18 protein-coding genes are annotated in these 16,595 nt (G+C 54.8%); 4 read left to right on the forward strand and 14 right to left on the reverse strand.

Annotated features, from left to right (window positions below):
• The 7 genes from Q5Y75_RS21395 to Q5Y75_RS21425 form a co-directional block, all read right to left on the reverse strand.
• Positions 1–362 (reverse strand): hypothetical protein (locus Q5Y75_RS21395; RefSeq protein WP_306201404.1); only part of this gene is annotated, 362 nt, incomplete at its 3' end.
• Between the two features lie 198 nt (positions 363–560).
• Positions 561–2,021, reverse strand: a complete 1,461-nt coding sequence (locus tag Q5Y75_RS21400; RefSeq protein ID WP_306201406.1) for a cytochrome-c peroxidase — start codon at positions 2,019–2,021, stop codon at positions 561–563.
• 332 nt (positions 2,022–2,353) lie between these two features.
• Positions 2,354–2,740 carry a hypothetical protein gene (locus Q5Y75_RS21405; RefSeq protein WP_306201407.1) on the reverse strand — a complete coding sequence of 129 codons (387 nt, stop codon included), beginning with the start codon at positions 2,738–2,740 and terminating at the stop codon, positions 2,354–2,356.
• 8 nt (positions 2,741–2,748) lie between these two features.
• On the reverse strand, positions 2,749–3,072 hold the full coding sequence (locus Q5Y75_RS21410; RefSeq protein ID WP_306201409.1) for an alpha/beta fold hydrolase: 324 nt from the start codon (positions 3,070–3,072) through the stop codon (positions 2,749–2,751).
• Positions 3,073–3,377: 305 nt separating this feature from the next.
• Positions 3,378–4,073 carry a calcium-binding protein gene (locus Q5Y75_RS21415; RefSeq protein WP_306201411.1) on the reverse strand — a complete coding sequence of 232 codons (696 nt, stop codon included), beginning with the start codon at positions 4,071–4,073 and terminating at the stop codon, positions 3,378–3,380.
• 151 nt (positions 4,074–4,224) lie between these two features.
• Positions 4,225–4,893, reverse strand: a complete 669-nt coding sequence (locus Q5Y75_RS21420) for a calcium-binding protein (RefSeq protein WP_306201413.1) — start codon at positions 4,891–4,893, stop codon at positions 4,225–4,227.
• 498 nt (positions 4,894–5,391) lie between these two features.
• Positions 5,392–6,345, reverse strand: coding sequence for a LysR family transcriptional regulator (locus tag Q5Y75_RS21425; protein ID WP_306201415.1), 954 nt, complete (start codon positions 6,343–6,345; stop codon positions 5,392–5,394).
• Between the two features lie 120 nt (positions 6,346–6,465).
• Here Q5Y75_RS21425 and Q5Y75_RS21430 point away from each other — a divergent pair, with 120 nt between their 5' ends.
• A complete protein-coding gene (locus tag Q5Y75_RS21430; protein ID WP_306201417.1) occupies positions 6,466–7,500 on the forward strand; it encodes an alpha/beta hydrolase in 1,035 nt (344 codons plus the stop codon).
• Positions 7,501–7,598: 98 nt separating this feature from the next.
• The gene (locus Q5Y75_RS21435; protein WP_306201418.1) at positions 7,599–8,474 is read left to right on the forward strand and encodes a hypothetical protein; all 876 of its coding nucleotides are present in this window, start codon (positions 7,599–7,601) and stop codon (positions 8,472–8,474) included.
• 230 nt (positions 8,475–8,704) lie between these two features.
• Here the strand turns inward: Q5Y75_RS21435 and Q5Y75_RS21440 are convergent, their stop codons facing one another.
• Both Q5Y75_RS21440 and Q5Y75_RS21445 read right to left on the reverse strand, forming a co-directional pair.
• A complete protein-coding gene (locus tag Q5Y75_RS21440) occupies positions 8,705–9,088 on the reverse strand; it encodes a RidA family protein (RefSeq protein ID WP_306201419.1) in 384 nt (127 codons plus the stop codon).
• Positions 9,070–10,266: an MFS transporter gene (locus tag Q5Y75_RS21445; RefSeq protein WP_306201421.1), complete on the reverse strand. Its 1,197-nt coding sequence runs from the start codon at positions 10,264–10,266 to the stop codon at positions 9,070–9,072. Before Q5Y75_RS21445 ends, Q5Y75_RS21440 begins: the two co-directional genes overlap by 19 nt.
• A gap of 66 nt (positions 10,267–10,332) precedes the next feature.
• Between Q5Y75_RS21445 and Q5Y75_RS21450 the strand changes: the two genes are divergently transcribed.
• A complete protein-coding gene (locus tag Q5Y75_RS21450) occupies positions 10,333–11,160 on the forward strand; it encodes a LysR family transcriptional regulator (RefSeq protein ID WP_306201422.1) in 828 nt (275 codons plus the stop codon).
• 422 nt (positions 11,161–11,582) lie between these two features.
• On the opposite strand, the gene Q5Y75_RS21455 is transcribed toward Q5Y75_RS21450, so the two are convergent.
• The 3 genes from Q5Y75_RS21455 to Q5Y75_RS21465 are packed head-to-tail and all read right to left on the reverse strand — an operon-like array spanning position 11,583 to position 14,225.
• Positions 11,583–12,932 (reverse strand): ATP-binding protein, encoded by a 1,350-nt coding sequence (locus tag Q5Y75_RS21455; RefSeq protein WP_306201424.1) that lies wholly within the window; start codon positions 12,930–12,932, stop codon positions 11,583–11,585.
• Positions 12,932–13,591: a response regulator transcription factor gene (locus Q5Y75_RS21460; RefSeq protein WP_306201426.1), complete on the reverse strand. Its 660-nt coding sequence runs from the start codon at positions 13,589–13,591 to the stop codon at positions 12,932–12,934. The genes Q5Y75_RS21455 and Q5Y75_RS21460 overlap by 1 nt, the downstream gene beginning before the upstream one ends.
• A gap of 37 nt (positions 13,592–13,628) precedes the next feature.
• Positions 13,629–14,225 carry a PepSY domain-containing protein gene (locus tag Q5Y75_RS21465; protein WP_306201427.1) on the reverse strand — a complete coding sequence of 199 codons (597 nt, stop codon included), beginning with the start codon at positions 14,223–14,225 and terminating at the stop codon, positions 13,629–13,631.
• A 101-nt stretch (positions 14,226–14,326) separates the two neighbouring features.
• Between Q5Y75_RS21465 and Q5Y75_RS21470 the strand changes: the two genes are divergently transcribed.
• The gene (locus Q5Y75_RS21470) at positions 14,327–15,496 is read left to right on the forward strand and encodes a hypothetical protein (RefSeq protein WP_306201429.1); all 1,170 of its coding nucleotides are present in this window, start codon (positions 14,327–14,329) and stop codon (positions 15,494–15,496) included.
• Positions 15,497–15,741: 245 nt separating this feature from the next.
• Here Q5Y75_RS21470 and Q5Y75_RS21475 read toward each other — a convergent pair whose 3' ends face one another.
• Both Q5Y75_RS21475 and Q5Y75_RS21480 read right to left on the reverse strand, forming a co-directional pair.
• The gene (locus Q5Y75_RS21475) at positions 15,742–15,927 is read right to left on the reverse strand and encodes a hypothetical protein (protein WP_306201431.1); all 186 of its coding nucleotides are present in this window, start codon (positions 15,925–15,927) and stop codon (positions 15,742–15,744) included.
• Between the two features lie 231 nt (positions 15,928–16,158).
• A complete protein-coding gene (locus Q5Y75_RS21480) occupies positions 16,159–16,536 on the reverse strand; it encodes a hypothetical protein (RefSeq protein WP_306201433.1) in 378 nt (125 codons plus the stop codon).
• Between the last annotated feature and the right edge of the window lie 59 nt (positions 16,537–16,595).

The raw sequence follows: 16,595 nt of genomic DNA on the forward strand, positions 1-16,595 counted from the left end.
CCGCCACCGCTCGCAGCGAACCATTCACCCAGGGTGATGTTTAGCTCTCTTCCACGCGGCCACGGACCGATATTTTCCGTTTGCAGTGGAGTATGCGGCACTGCGACGGCAGGAGCGTAAAGAGGCGCATCCATGTCACGCGTGGCCGCGGTTGGGCGAAACACTTCGCCAGAGCCTGGTTCACGTTCGTAGAACACATCCTGTTCCGTCAATTCCTCATCGATGTGGAAGACAAAGCTCAGGGTCATTGTGTGCTGCGCGTCGTAAGCTGCCATCATGATGTTGGCTTGGGATGAATCTTCCGCATGGCCCGCTATGGCGATGCTGCACAAAAGAGAAGAAACAAGTAGTTTGAGTTTCATGGGTTTAGCCTTTCAGTTTGCCAAAATTGAGTTTGAAATCAGGTGTTGAGCTTGCGGACAGGTCGGGTTTGAATTGGAGCCAGATCCAAATCCCTCAGGGCATGGTCTTCGAAAAAGCCATCCCTGTCGGAATCGCCCACCCTGCCCGGCTTGGTTGCCAAAAGCCGCACTGGGCGCCACTTCTGCATTATTTCTGAGTCATTTGCTCGCTCCTTGATGCCGTGTGGGCTGTGGAGCCAAGCCTGACGGGACCGACGCTGGTATCAGGTCGACGAGGTCCAATACAGCTGGATCACTTGCGCTCTCGAGGAATTCCAGAATTGCGCTAATCTGGGCGTTCGATAGGGTAATGGGCATGAGATCGTTTGCACCCGCAATGTGACCGCGAAGTTTTCCGGAAGACTGAACCCATTGATCTCGAAGAAAATATCCGCCTGCCCGCGCCGGATTCAGTGGTCGGAAGATCAGTTGCGATCCCTCACCGGTCTGTTCGATCACATCGTCCAGGTGCGGTAGAGAAACTGGGTCATAGGCATGCAGCGAAGCGACAGGATTCAGATGATGCTTAACAACGGCTTCAAGGGTATTGTAGGCTCCGCTGTGACCCCAAGGCCCAGTGAGCGACACATTGATGAGTGAGGGTGTTCGAAACGCGAACTTGTCCTTCGGATCAAAAGTAACTCTGAAACGTCCCTCATCCTCGACACGGTCCATAAAGCCGGAAGCGCGCCAATATCCCGTATCACTGCCGTGACCTTTTCCTGGGCCGACCTGGGGCATCGCGACGGCGTGGAATTTGTGGTCGGTCAACAATGGTCCTGAATGGCAGGCAGAGCATCCTGCCTCGCCAAAGAAGAGCTTCATGCCTTCCCGCGCTGCGTCACTTAGCAGAGTTGGGTCATTGTCCTTCAGCGCCTGAGAATATGGGCTCTCGTGGGAACGAAACGCCTTGCTCTGGAATGCCGCTAGTGCGTTTGCGGCTTGTACGAATGTTACTTCCCCATGACCAAACGCTGCTTTGAACATCGCGCGATACTCGGGGATTTCGGCGAGCCTGTTGGCCAGATGTGACCATGCGTCTGTCGGTCGGCCTTCCGCCACAGCAGTGGCAACCGGGTTTTCTCCCTTTTGGCCGGCCATCTCAACCGGCGAAAGAACGGGAAACATGGCTTGGGCCGCAAGCAAGTTGTCCAGGCCTTCAGGGAGATGTTCGCGCGCCGGGCTCCAGAAACCACTTTGGAATGTTCCCAATGGATCAGGCTCAAGCCGTCCGTCATGAAAAAAGGATGTATATGACTTTGCACCAACGTTGTAGAGTGGCTGGGCATTGCGCGGAACACGTCCAATGACACCTTCTGGACCAGTTCTGCGGGACTTGGCGAAACCCTGCCCGCCTTCACCGATCGACAAAGAAATGCCGTCACCGGTTCCATGTGCAGGCGAGTGACAGGTGCCACATGAGATGTTCAGGTTACCAGACAAGATCGGATCAAAAAACAGCATCCGACCCAATTCGAAGACCTCCGCATCCGGGCTACCCTCATACAGGAAATCACTGTCAGTCAGAGGTTCTGGCAAGTCGCGAGCTTGAACACAGCTGAATGACGCCACCACGATTGCAGTCGACAACCGTGTGCAATTGATGATCCGAGTTTTCATTGTTCTTCTCCTGCCCTTCACGATTGCTGCCGCAAGATTGGCAAACTGTGATGGCAGTGAACTACAGAGCGAAGCGGGATGAGACTTGATACAAACATGAGAATTTCCTGAGAAGTTATGAGGCGTCCTCAATTGAGATCTGCAAGTCGCGGCAAAAGTGGGCCCAACTACCTGCCTGAAACATACAGTTGCTGAACAGCCGCAATTCAACGACCAGACGGCTACCGGGCTGGCAACAACCGTTGATCTTGGAGCAATCTCATTGCCGGAGAAGACATCCCGATGGTCCTATGACCATCGGGGTTGGTCTCGGGGGCACAACGCGCTGGCGTCTACTGCGGTGTCAGTTTGTCAAGGGCTAAGCCGTCTGCCCATGTTCCGTGAAGCGTGCCATCTGCCATTACCACATATACAACCGGGTGCTCGGATCCCCAGTCGACTGTAACAACCCTGCCATCGATGGATCCTGCACCGCTGACGACCTGGGAACCGGTCCTCCATTCGAAATTCACGAATGACCCGTCCTGCTGAACCGTTGCAAGCCCCTGATAGATCTGGCCTTCGACATTGCGTCCTTGAACCGAATAGCTCCCGGCAATCGCCTCGTCGGCGGCAAGTATCTGTGGCGCTAGAAAAGTGGCCCCTGCAATAGATAGCGCTGAGAAAAAACTCCTTCTCATCATCGTCTTTTTCCTTTTTCTGAAACGGATGGCGGTCACGCGGACCCCTATATGTAGTCGAAACCGCCGCCTGCGATGATGAGGTCGTTCCCATCATTCCCATACCCGTCGGCAATCGCGTGCGCGCTGGTGCCACCAAACGAATGACCCACAAGGTGAACGTTTGAGCGGCGGAAGTCGATCAGAGAGGCCACTTTTGAAACCAGATCTTCGTTTGGCTCAAAGAGTAGATCTGCATTGCCGCAATAGCCCGGCACATCGAGGGCCTGAAGGTCGTAACTGCCCGCGCACGCCCGTTTTAGCGGCTTCCACATGCTGCCGGAACTGGCGGTGCCGTGGATCGCAACAATGAGTGGTTTGGTACTAGACACTGTGTTTCTCCATCAAAACAGGTGTTGTTGGCCGCAATGCGGGGGCCGCTTGTGGGTCAGTGTCACAGACAGAAGAAACTCATGCTGGGTGAGAATCTGGTGATGTTCTGGGGGGATCGACTATCCGGTCGTAATAAGTCTATTGGCGAAACAGAAACTAGAGTCAGGTCTTTGCAAATCGACTTCACCCGTATCGCAACCATAGTATCAGGACCAAAGAAACCGCCCGGCGAACTCGCCGGGCGGTCCGAGCAAGTGTGTCATACTGAAGACACGTCGTTGCTGAAGGCTACGGCGACCAGCGGTCAAGCGAACAAGAGGTCGCTCTCGTGCAAGATCGGGACGTCGTCCAGCTGGACGTAACCCTCGGCAAACAAGAGCACTGTCTTATCTGCAAAGCCAAACATGTTCGCATCATCTGTGTTCAGAGCCCCATCCCCATTGGAATCGAGATCCCCAAACCCTGCAACTTCCCTTCCGTTGGTGAGGTGCAGGTTTTTCAGCATCAGGTCGTCCTCGAACGCTTCGAAGTCAGTGACCCTGTCAAAGCCAATGTCGCCCTTGCTCCCATCGAAAATGAAGACATCCGAACCGCCCCTGCCAGTAAGAACATCCGAGCCTCGACCGCCATCGAAATGGTTGTCAAAACGGTTCCCTGCTAGAATATCATGGCTATCCGTCCCGGCCACCTTCTCAATGCTGTCGCGGATTCGGTGCACGCTGATCTCCGACCCATTCGCGTCACGAACCGATACAAAATCGGTGTCCGCATTGAATCGGATCGAGCCTTCCAACCTGCTGTAGTCCACCGTGTCAAAGCCACCGTCGAACCCGATGCGTACGTCGCTAAAGTTGTCTTGCCCCAAGGAAGCGCAAAAGACATCATCTCCATAGCCACCCTCGAACCACTCAGTCGCTTCCACGTCGGAACTACCTTGAAAGCTGTCATTGTGCTCAGATCCGATGAACTGCTCGAAGTTCTGAAAGTTGTCCACGAACATCGTGGTTTCAGTTTGCTGATCTCCTGCGTCAGTCGTGGTCTCAACCGTACGAAAGCTGACAGCGCGCCCCGTATCCGCATTGATATGCACACCCAGCTTAGATTGTATGTCATACCCTACCCAACCGAGCGACGCGTCGTTTGACCCACCGTCAAAGAAGTCTGGCAGGTCTCCGGCTTCGACATACCATGGGTTTTCTTTGACAATAACCCTGTCGGTGCCTGAACCCGCATAGATCCGGTCGTTCCCCCCACGCGGTGACTATGGTGTCCCAACCGGCTCCACCATAGACAATGTCGGTCCCACCGCCCAACTCGGCATAGTTATCGCCATCGCCCAGGCTCCAAACATTGTCCTCGTCGTACACTGATACAAACTTGTCCGCGAATTTTGAGCCAACGACATTTTCAAAGTTGGAGAAGACAGAGATCGGTTCTTCCTCGTTTATGTCCGAGAAGCGGTTCTGCCAAAAGCTGATACCATGGTTCGCCTTCGAGAAGTCCAGCCGGTCGACACCCGCGCCGCCATCCAGATCATGGGTTCCCATCTCCTCGACATAGACCCGGTCCAGCCCCGACCCGGCGTCGACTTCGACATTTCCTAAGCCGCGGACATAGACATGATCGTGACCCGATCCCAGGTCCACTTCGTAGTCGCCATGGCCGTAGAGCCACAACCTGTCATTCCCGCCGAGCAGGTTCACGGTCGTTGTGTAATCATGATTCAACAAGAAATAGTCGGTACTATTGGTTCCGGTCACAAAGGGACCAAGATCAAACCCCTGATCGAAAATTCCCCCTGGGCCAAACAAGGTAGGCATACTCACTCTCCTTCACCCCGCCACTTGCGAGTAACTGGTGTTGGCCGGTGAATTCCGGCAATGAGGGTCTGTGTAGGGCGCTGTGCGAGTTCGGGCTTTGGGACCATCTGGTGAATTGCTGGGGAAATTTTGGTCCTGCACGAAGAGAAGGCGGATGCACTGCTGAACCCGCAAACGCGATCGAGTTCCGTATGTCGAGGGCGCGGGAAGTAGTTTTCCGGCCCACAACAGACATTCATCCCCTAGTTCTGATGCTGCAGTCGCAGCCCACATTGCGGCCGTTCGATGTAATCGCCAAGCTGGAACGTAGTCGAAGATCTGGAACACCACTCTTGGCTGAGATGTAACAGTAACCATCGATGTTGCAGCTCAGCCCAACAAACCTGCGGTCTATGGATTGTGGTTTCAGTAGGACCTAAGAGCAGCTGGTGATTAGGATGGCTTCTCTGTACTTTGAAATTCTCACGTTCAAACCATCATCGCCACTCGAATATCTGATCAGTCAAATTTGGTAATCTTCAGTGCTTGTTCCCTCAGCCAATTGATCGCCGGATTGAAGCGGCTGCGCTCGTGGCGGATCAGATAATAAGGGAAGCCGCAACGCGGCTGAAACGGCGCTGAACAAAGAGAGGTCAATTTCTGAACTTGCTTTGCCAGCCGCCTGGGGACAGCTGCAACCGCATCCGTCTGTCCGACCAGGAAAGGCAGCGTGGTGAAGTAGGGCTGTTGGAATACGGCATTCGAACCGTCTCCGTCTTTCCGCATAATCGTATCTGGTTTCAGACCCGTGGTGCCCGGAAAACTGAACTCGATTAACCGGTAAGGGGACACGTCTTGCGGAGTAAGGGCCCGCTTAGGTGCTGCGTGTTCCTCAAGCGGATGGCCTTGTCGGAAAAGGACTTCGTAGGTTTCATCAAATAGTTTCTGAACAAGCAAATCGTCTCTGGCATCCAAATCCGCGTATAACAACAGATCAATCGCTCCCTTTTCCAGCTCGCTAAAGCTTTGCGGCACCAGTGGCGAGACATCAAACCTTAATGCTGGTGCGGTAACGGCAAAGTCGTCCATCATCGGTCCCAGGACAGCTGCGACGCCATAATCTGTCGAGGCAATGCGATAGCAATGGTTGGACTGTGCCGGATCGAAGGCGGAAGGCCTGAAGACGTCAGCTATCGCCGACAGTGCTGCATCGACAGGTTCCTTCAAGCCCAGAGCATGATCCGTTAACTTGTATCCAGACTGCGTTCGGATCAGCACTGGATCTCCTATCAGATCCCGTACTCGGGCGAGAATTCGACTGGCGGCGGGCTGGCTGATCCCCAGATGCATTGCCGTGCGTGTGACGCTGCTTGTGCGAAGCAAGAGCTGCAAGAACCGCAAAGTCCGCATATCCAGAGAAGTTAGACTATCATTCATGTTGTGCATGTCCATCATGCTCTTTTCGTCATCCAAATTATGCTGATCGCAAGCTAGCTGACAAGCGAAGCCCAACCCGGCGCGCCCGATCAGACGTTCTGTCCATGATCTCTTGGGGGCGGAGACCGTCAAACTCAGTACGAAAGGACACCAGCAATGATTACACGTCGCAAGTTCAATTCAATTGCGATTGTTTCTTCCATGAGCGGAGTTTTCGCTGCCGGGTCCGCCACCGCGGCGTCGTCCGGGGACACAGGTCAATCGGCACCTGGCTCCTACGATGTTCAAACGGTGTCCTTTGACAGCTCTGGGGAAACTCTTGTTGGAAATTTGCTGGCGCCTGCTTCGGACGGACCTCACCCGGCAGTCGTGATCATCGGGCCTGTTGCGTTCGTAAAGGAACAGTCACCTGTTCAATATGCAACCCGCCTGGCATCGCGCGGGTTGGCTGTTCTGATATTCGACCCGCGCTATCATGGAGAAAGCTCGGGCGCACCCCGGCGTTACGAGTCTGGCGAAGCCAAGGTTGAAGACTGCCAGGCGGCCCTCGGTTTTCTCGCCGCTCAGGAAGGTATCGACGCAAACCGGCTGCATCTTCTCGGGATTTGCCAGGGCGTCAACTGGGCGATTGAAACAGCGGTGACAGACGATCGCGTGGCATCACTCGGGGTTGTTGCGGGCCATTATCTGACCGCTGAGACCGCCAGAATGTACCTCGGCAGCGATGCCGCAATAGAAGCGCGTATGGAGCGCGCGACCAAAGCAGCCGCCGATTTCGAAGAAACGGGGGAGGCAAGCTACATTCCAATTGTCGGCTCTGAGGATGCCCTTCTGACGGCGACCGCCATCGCGGACTGGTACCTGCCCTGGGACAACAGGGCCCCTTGGCTGACTTTCAAAGGGGGTTGGGAAAACCGTATCACCGCGATGAGTGAAGCCAGTATTTGGGGCTGGCGGATCGACGAAACAGCTCCTCAACTGAGCCTGCCCGTATTGATGATCCATGGCGACCGAGCTGCAAGCGGTCAGGACATTCCCCGCCGCATTTTTGAAAAAATCGCATCAGAGCAGAAGACGCTGCACTGGATTGACGGTGCCAACCAGCTTCAGTTTTACGAAGACCCACTAACCATTGACGCTGCCGTCACGGCACTGGCCCCGCACTTTCTGACCTTCGCCCAAAGCTCATGATGCAGACCGCTTGGTTCGATACGGCCGCCCCAGAGCAGTCATCGCAGCCAAAACGGGTGGCAACATCGAAGCGCAGCTACACAGGAGATTTATTTGAGATGAAAGCTCATTCGCTACTCATTGCCTGCACTGCAGCCTGCCCTGCTGTCGCCGAACAGAAGCTGCCACCTTTTACCGAAGCGGTTTTGCCGATAGGGAACGATGTCTATGCCGTATCGATTGGACCGGGTGGGCCAGATGAAGAGTTCGGCTCGGACGCCACTAATGGCGGACTATACAAGCTCACTCCCGACGGCACGACCGAAGAAATCAAACTCTCGGACGGACAAGGCCTGCGCAATCCGACCGGGATGGTGCGCTCTAGTAACCAGATTGTCATTGTAGATGGCAATGAGATCATCTCGACTGCGTTGGATGGCACAGTAAACTGGCGGCAGGCTCTCGATGAAGATGGTGTTTTTCTCTACGATATCGAAGCTCTCGACGAGAACACTCTATTTGTGAGTGATTTTGGGCGGGGCGCATTCCTGTCGGTCGCAACCCAGACCGGACAAATTCAGCCTTACCTCAATGATCTGCCTGTCAGTGGGCTTGCCCGCTTTGCGATCGCAGAGACAGGAATATATGCTGTGTCCTGGGGCAGCGACGACGCCTGGGACAGCGCTTTGTATTGGGTTCCGCATTCCAGCAACGGGGATAACGCCGTAAGTCTTGCAGACGGCTTCGGTAACTTGGAATCCGTTGAAATCGTAAACGGCACAGTTGTTGTCGGAGGTTATCGGGGTCACGAGAAGTACCCGAATGCGAGGCTCATGCGCGTTGAAACTGATGGAAACATTCTTCCGCTGAGCGCCGGGTCTCACTCGCGTGGGATTTCCGATATGCTCTTCGATGGGTCGTCAATTTGGCTGACTTATTTCTATGACGCATCTTATGCGGAATTGCCGTCTCAGGCGGCACAAAATCTTGACTAATAGACGCACCTACTCTGGTTCCAATGGCGCCAGGCTTCCGCCTGTACCATATGCACCGAAGGCTATCCACGGCCCAAAGCGGACTCTCGGCGCAACTGCCGGATGCTGCAGTCGCAACCCGCTTTGCTGTCATTCGCTTCATACGCGAAAACGGAAGCTGCTCCTACTCACGATCAGGGGTACATTGCGGTCGTTCGTGCCAAGTCCGCTTGTAGAGACGGGACGAGGGGTTACTTCTCGGCAATGGCGTCGATTTCCAAAAGCCAACCGTCTTCAAACATTCCGGCCAGTACGACTGTAAGCGCGAAGGTATGGCCGCCCAGCATTGCCATCCGAACGTCCCGGTTTGCATCGCGGTGTTTGCGATCAACCAAAAAAGTTGTCGCCTTCACGATGTTCATAGCGGACATGTCTGCGGCGTGTAGTTGGGCCAGGATGTTTGTCCACACGGTCTTTGCCTGTTCCTCAAAGGTATCTGGCAAAATGCCGTCTGCCGCAATCGGTGCCTGACCACTCACATACAGACGCCTTGTTGTGCCCATTACCTCAAGTGCTTGCGCATAGGCACCAACGGCTTCAGGTCCATCTCCCGCATTTATTTGTCTGATTGGCATGTTTGGTCTCTCTTCTGGTTTTCTGAGTGTTGATACGAGGACCATGCAAGTATGGCAGCAGACGCAACAGCAAACACCGATCCTGTGAATATGACGGTTTGGAAGTCCGATACCTGCGCAATTAGGCCCGTAGCGGGCCCGGCGACGACAAGGGCAATCATCATAGTATTCCAGTACATCGCTGTTGCGTGAGCTGGCCGGTCCCGTGACAGAGATTGCACAAAGCTGATCGCGAGCGTTGAGAACAGGCCGAAGTACAATCCTTCGGCTGCAGCACCAAACAACATGTGTGGGAAGGAGCGAACCGTCGCGAGAACCAGAATTGCGACAATGGCGAGTTGAGCCGTGCCCATCAACGCAGTGCGCAGTCCAAAACGGACGATCAGATATGGTGTGGTGAAGATTGCGAAAAGCTCGGCAATCGTCTTTATGCTGAATGCCACACCCGGAGCATAGCCAGGAAGGCTAACTTCCTGAACGAAAAAGAGCGGAAGAGCGGAAAACGTCAAAGAATGAGCAAGCGCAAGGCAAAACACAAACAGAATAGCCGCCCAAAGCTCAGGATTTCGTTCTCGTTTCTTCATTTTTGCTTGTACGACCGATGGCGGTATACTGGCCCCATCACGCGGAGCCGTTCGCCACCACAGAACAAGCCAGATTAGGCTGATCGCGAAAGCAGCCTGAAAGACGACCTCCGGGCCGAATTGGTCGGCTAAAGTGAAGCTTAACGCCGGTCCAATCATCCATGATGTTGATGTGGTCGCGCGCATATATGCGTTAAACGTGCTGCGCTTCATGCCGTTGCGCTCGGCAATGTCACCGCCAAGCGAGAACATGGTCGACATCGCGCTGGAGCCGATGCCGAAGCCGGTCACACCAGCGGTCGCGACCGTCAGAAAGCCGGGCGACAAGGACAGTGCAAATGCTGCCATGCAATAACCAGACGCAGCCAAGCCTATCATCGGAAACGGGTTGGCTCCTCTGTCCATCTGCTTGGCGAAGGCGCGGTTGGAGAGGATGACAATCAAGGCGAAGGCACCGGTGTAGACGCTGATGTTCCAAGGCGCCCGTTGAAGGCTCTCGACGATGTAGAAGCCCATGAACGAGACCGCCATGGCATTGCAGACGGTTCCGACAAATAGGAGAGGCAGAAATGCGACGGGAACGGATTTGGTCATGCGCTCTAAGGCTAGCCAGCATCATTCAGTTGCAAAACAACGCGATTTGAAGCCATCATTTCATTGATGAGCGAATATCCGAAACCTCGTGACCACATCCGCTGGGATGACCTTGCGGCTTTCTTGGCTGTTGCGCGAGCGGGTGGTCTTGCTGCTGCTGCCAAGGATGTAACATCCAGCGCCCCAACCCTAGGCCGGCGGATGCGAGAGCTAGAGCGCGCGATGGGTCGTGAACTCTTCGTCCGTCGAAGCCATGGCTATGATCTGACAGACGCGGGCATTGAGTTGATGCATGAGTTGGAAGGCGTGGCCTCAGACATCTCGCGGGCGACAACAAAGCCTAGTGAAGGCAATCTGCCATTGATCAAGGTATCGGCGGGAACATGGACATCGCTTGCGCTAGCGCGACAGTGGCAAGACATCATCGGCGATCCCGCCGATGTCAGGCTGCGTTTCATGACTTCCGAGGCTGTCCTCAGCATTAAGAGGCGCGAAGCGTCAATTGCGATACGTAACAGCCGCCCGACTGAGCACGGGCTTGCAGGGCGCAAACTGGCCCGCAATGAATTTGCAGTATTTTCAACCTGCGAAGCTCGCGAAAGCTGGATCATACACAGTGTCGATACGCCATCCTCGCGTTGGGCCAGGGCGCGCGCTGGTCAGAATGCCAGTCTGGAAGCCAGCTATCCAAGACTGGCCCTCGATCTTGCTTTGGAAGGCGCGGGGCAGATCGTCCTACCCACATTCATAGGCGACAGGGATGCGAGACTCGAACGACGCTCTGAGGTTATCCCTGAATTGTCGCACGATGCTTGGCTGGTTGCGCACGACGATGACAGACATCTGCCGGAAATACGCCGGGTCATCGACCGTATCACCAAGCTCCGGGCATGAATTGCCGACAGAGCGTCTAGCTGCAAAACCAGACTTTTGTTGCAGCCTAACGCAGGCTTAGGTTAGGCTCGCTGCAGACCTCGGAGGCAGCGCAGCATCATATCACCGTGCACTATAGTCGTCGGCTTGTGCTCGCGGCTGATTATGTTGAAAAACAAAGTGTTGCAGGCGCAGAGAGTAGAGAGCCACGCGGATGATGGCTAACTCATTCAAACCGATTAGCCATTTGGGTTCTCGTGTTAATCCCTTACAGAAAGAGTTCTTCAATAATGCCTATTGGGATCCTCGACTTTATCTTTTGCAATCTCAAGCCGCATTGGCACAACGCAATGCGTCACACCAGACCCAAACGGCTATTTGCTGTGAGCCCACTACTAACAGGAGTCTGAAAGAACCCCCATCAGAGAGTGAAGCGCTATGGCCTATGTTTTTACGCCTTTGTTGACTCGCTGAATAGTCACAGTGCATTTCAACCCACCCAGTGCGGCTGAGCTGCCCAAGTCGAACTTTGCCCCGTAGGCTGTCAGCAAATCGACCGCAATTGCCAGCCCCAGGCCACTGCCGGTAACCGAGGTGTCCAAACGCCCACCGGATCGCAGGGCTTCGCGTCGAGCGTCTTCGGGTATCCCCGGTCCATCATCCTCGATGAGGATTTCAATATGGCCCTGTTCTTGTCTAGCGATTAGCAAAACGGAGTTGCGGCACCATTTTACCGCGTTGTCCAACAAATTGCCTAACACCTCTTCGATGTCCTGCGTGTCCATACGAACCCAAAGATCTGGGTCACACCTGACATCCAGTGTTTTGCCTTCCCGTTCGGCCATTTTGGAAAACAGCCGCGCCAGCCGAGCAATAGAGTTTGAAAGGTCGGTTCGTGAATGGCTTAGTTCTGCGGTGTTCATCGCCCGCATTCTTGCGAGCGACCGGGCAAGCTGTGCGTCAATCCGATCCAGCGCTTCTTCTGCAGTCGCAATGGAAGCCCCACATTCGGACAGGACTGAAAGTTCATTTCTCAGAATGGCCGTTGGGGTCTTGAGTGCATGGGCCAAATCGGCCGCTTGCCGCCTGGAGCCGGACACGATGTCCCGATTGCGCCCCAGGAGCTGATTGAGGTCTCGGACGAGAGGAGACACTTCCTCTGGGTAGTGTGAAGGTTTGAGGTCCTCATCCCCGTCCCAGCGATGGGCCACATCTGTTCGCAATTTTCGAAGTGGCCTCAGAATTATAGAGGTCAGGAGCAATGAACCAGCGACACCAATCAACCCGACCAACGCAAACACAGGCAACAAGCTCAGTTGTGTGACACGTCGTTCCTCAACCAGTTGGGTCTGGCTTTCGGCGACGCTGATGCCCCAGACTGTTCCATCCTCATAGGTAATCTTCTGATAGACGCTGCGAACAGATTCGTTTTCAGGACCCTGAGTGTTCCAGAATGTCGGTGTATCTGGAGAACCGCTCGGCTCTTCAATGGTCTCGCCAAAAAGCGACGGAGATGTAACGACCTCTCCATCGCGGCTGGTTACTTGCCAATACCGTCCCGAATATGGTGCGCCATACGAAGGGTCAAACATCAGGTCGCGCAGCGCTTCCGGGTTTTCCGTGGTCACACTCAACCCTACGACAAGCTGCGTATGACGATCCTGCAGCGTGGTGTCGAACCGGTTTGAAACTCTGGCATCAATATACGAGAATACCGCGAGCGTACCGACGCCAACGGACAATGCACCGGAAGCGATACCTCCCAACAATGCCCGTTGACGCAGGGATAACATCAGGCTGAATCTATCATGTATCCGCGACCGCGAGCTGTCGTGATGAGGTCAGACCCCAGTTTCTTGCGCAGGCGGGTAATGAAGACGGCAATCGTGTTCGAGTCGCGGTCCCCATCATACTCGTAAATATGTTCGGACAGCTCGGTTCTCGAAATCATACGTCCGGCATTATGCGCCAGATAGGTTAGCACGGCGATTTCCTGTGCGGTCAGGTCAACAGGAATTCCATCTACGGTCACCCGGCCATTGCGGGTATCCAGGATGACATCTCCCATCTCGATGACTGGATTTAGCTGCCCGCTTTGGCGCCGCAGGATCGCCCGCACACGCGCGGCGAGTTCGGGCATATGAAACGGTTTGGTCATGTAATCATCGGCGCCGGCGTCCAAACCGTCCACTCGTTCGCTCCAACCGTCACGAGCCGTCAGGATGAGCACCGGAGTTTTTACACCTGCACGGCGCCATTCACGCAAGACGGAAATACCATCGCGTTCCGGCAATCCGATATCGAGGATGATCATGTCGTATGGCTCGGTTGAGCCCATGTGCAAAGCATCAACACCGTTATGGACGATGTCGACGACGCGTCCTTCGGCGTTCAGGAGCTTTTTGATCTGCCCGCAAAGATGTGGCTCATCTTCTGCCAGTAATACTCTCATGTCACAAAATCATAGGTGCTCTAGTGGGGCCCATCTATCATTTTTTGCCTCCGCCTTTGCCCCCTGAGTTTCCTCCACCATTCCCGCCACCGTTGCCTCCGCCATTGCCGCCAGAGTTTCCGCCACCGTTGCCTCCGCCATTACCACCAGAGTTTCCTCCGCCATTGCCGCCAGAGTTTCCTCCTCCGTTCCCGCCGGAGTTACCGTTGCCATTGCCACCACGATTTCCGTTGTTGCCTTTCGTGCCTTTGTTGCTGGCATTCCCGTTGGATTTGGCAGTGTTCGATTTTCCGGGGCTTGAGCGAGCGGCTTCCGAAATCTGGCGGCCCACGCGCGATCGGTTGGAGACGACCTTCCCGGTTTGTGCATTGACAATGACGCTGATGATTTTGCCGTTCGGTTTCTTGACCAGGATGCGATAATAAACTTCGTCTGCCTCGAACGCCCGCGCATCAACAGGGGTACCGCCAAAGACCCTTTCAACCCCTCTGATGACTTTCTTCAACCGGATAGCGCCACCCGAGGTGGTCGCCTTACGCAGTTCGGACTGCTCCAGCTCGCGTGCGGCAGCGTTCCCTTCTCCGGTCAAGAGAAGAGTAACCACACATGCAATCGCTAGAAGCTCTCTCATCATTGACACTTATTACCGCGTAAAACTCCCTTAAAACTACCGATTTCAAAATGAACTGTCGATGAACAAACAGTTACGGCTGAATTCAAGGATCATACGTTCAAATGGGGGTGTTCACCGACTCGAACGCCTGCCAACTGTTCTCGCATAGCGAGATTGGAGGGGTTTGGAGCCGCAAGCTTAGCAAGCGATCTGTGAGGGCCGACATGAAGACTACGGGAGCAAGAGCATTGAAAGCCTCCGCCATCGCAATTGCCCTGCTTGGGTCAGTTGCGATCGTTGCAACGGTTACCGTCCCAGATTTTGCATATGCAAAAGAGGGCAAGGGGAATGGCGGCGGTAAAGGCGGTGGCAATGGCAACGGAGGTGACAAGGGCGGAGGCAAAGGCAATAGCGGAGATAAAGGCGGTAAGGGCAATAGCGCCGGTGGCAAAGACGGAAAAGGCAAAAGCGGCGGCTCAGGCGCTGCCAAAAACGATGGCAAAAAAGCCTCTGCAAGGCCTGACCGCGCAAGCTCCAAGCCAAAAGGGTCTGGCACGAAATCCTCAAAGAGGAAGGGGTTTTCTCTGAAAGAACTGTTTGGCGGTAAAAAGAACCGCACCAGGACGGCGAAAGCCAGACAGAAAACCGTCCGCACAACACGCAAAGCCGTGGAAACCGTTGCGGTTACAAGATCAATTCGGCCAGAGGCGAGGGCACCCGGGGACTCAATCGCCGAACTTCTCGGTGCGCATCCTTCGGAACTGGGGGCGCTTAACGCTGCCAATGCCAGCGAAACGGCGCTGCGGAATGCCTCTCCTAATTCACGTGTCGGTCGTATCGCGGCCTACCGCGACACGGTTCTTGCCGGGGACGAACTACGCGACGACCTGCAAGAAGCAGAGGACCATCTCGACGGTCTGGAGCCGCCTGACCGACCCTCTAGCGAAGTCGAGAGCGATCTTGACGTCGCTTTGGACGACGTCCAGCGGAACAAGGAAAGGGTGGCCGAACTAGAACAGGACCTTGCCGATGCTGGTGGTTCTGACCCCGAGATCGAAGCAGATCTTGAAACTGCCAAATCCGACCTGCAAGACTCTGTCGACATCGCCAAAGACCTGAAAGAAGAACGACAAGCTGCCGTTGAATATGAGGACAAAGCTGCTGAGGTCGAGGACCTGACCGAATTGGTAGAGGATCAGGCGGACACTGAACGCGAGGCGCTCGAAAATGCGGCCAACAAACCGGTGACCGACGAAGTTGAAGCCACAGTAAAATCAATTTTGGGCCTCTAGCGCTCAATATCTTCCGCCCTGCCACTCACGGAGGCGTAAGGGGCCGGGTCAGCCGAGCAGCTAGTTCAATCTGGCATGGCTGACCCGGCCTTTTTGTTCGATCCTTCGTTCCAACAGACCGAATAGCTAGCGGGCTGCACTGCCTAACCACACAAAAATAGCCCGCTCCGATTTGGAGCGGGCCTTGGCTATTGGCATCACCCGAGTTGGGGGGGCGGGCGAAACCAGGAACGCTGCTAAGGGGTTCAGACGTTCTTCTTCGCCTCATCAAGTCGCTTGTTTTTAATGATCTCCGAGAGAGAATTTTCGATAGGAGGGAAGCGACCACTGCTCGAATTTGTGGTTTTTGAGAGCCCGCTATGCAGCGCAGACTTTGAGGGTTGCAGTTCTGCGGCATGTAGCGACGGAGCCTCAATGGCGCTCTTGTTCATGCGTTTCCCCTTCCATGACGTCGAGCGTTTGGTGGCTCACCCGGCCCAACGAGGATCAGTATGTCCGAAACTGCTTGAACGTTCACAGAACGCACCATTCACATTCCGTTAATCTTCTTGCTGGCGCTCTGGCGGTATCGCTTGACACCAGAAACGAAAGAACGTGTGGCCATCAATCACCACCCAATCAAGCAAAGCCTCAATTTGCTCGACCCCGGCCGTGACCACGTATCAGTTCAGGATATCCGCAACCGCGCCTATCAGGTTCAAGACCTTGTTGGTATCACGACTGACCTCATAGACATAACCGCCTGCCTGCACATAGTAGCCATTCGGGCGCAAACCCCACCGGCGCGGATCGCTGAGAACAGAGTAGTCGCTATAGATATAGTCGCCGATCCCATAGCGCTTTAGCTGACCGGGTGGGACACATGGAACGGCCTTTTTGGCAAGCCCAGGTGGACAGTTCGCGCGGCCGGGCTTGACCGTCACAGGCAGTTGCACCGCTTGGCTTTTGTGACTCTTGGCTTTTCCTTTGCCGTTATTTGCAAACGCCGCCGGAGCTGTCGCCAATATGGCCATGGCAAGCATCGAAACCAGTATTCTCATGTGTCCAAACTCCGCTGACGTTAGGTCCGCCCAACCTGCACGCATAAGTTAGTCAGTTA

Source organism: Ruegeria discodermiae, assembly GCF_030758345.1.
GTDB lineage: Bacteria > Pseudomonadota > Alphaproteobacteria > Rhodobacterales > Rhodobacteraceae > Ruegeria_C.